At 69.3% G+C, this 205-nt stretch carries 1 protein-coding gene; it reads right to left on the bottom strand.

Translation table 11 applies throughout. The annotated features are described in order from the left end of the window. On the bottom strand, positions 1-205 hold a 205-nt coding region (locus tag OO71_RS49815), incomplete at both ends, for an HNH endonuclease signature motif containing protein (protein ID WP_162186204.1).

Raw genomic sequence — 205 nt, 5'->3', positions numbered from 1 at the left:
CGGGGTCGAGGATTGTGGGTGGGATCCAGTGGACGATGTCGTCGGTGATGGTGATGTCCCAGTCGCTGTGGTGGGCGAGGCGGTGGTGGCGTTCGCAGGTGGAGGCGAGGTCGTCGAGGTTGGTGGGGCCGCCCTCGGACCACGGGCGGATGTGGTGGGGGGTGGTCCATTTTGGGCCGCGGTCGCAGCCGGGGAAGGTGCAGCC

It is taken from the genome of Amycolatopsis jejuensis, assembly GCF_000717335.1.
Classification (GTDB): domain Bacteria; phylum Actinomycetota; class Actinomycetes; order Mycobacteriales; family Pseudonocardiaceae; genus Amycolatopsis; species Amycolatopsis jejuensis.
Note: the sequence above shows the minus strand (reverse complement) of the source record. Positions and strands in the feature narration are given on the sequence as shown.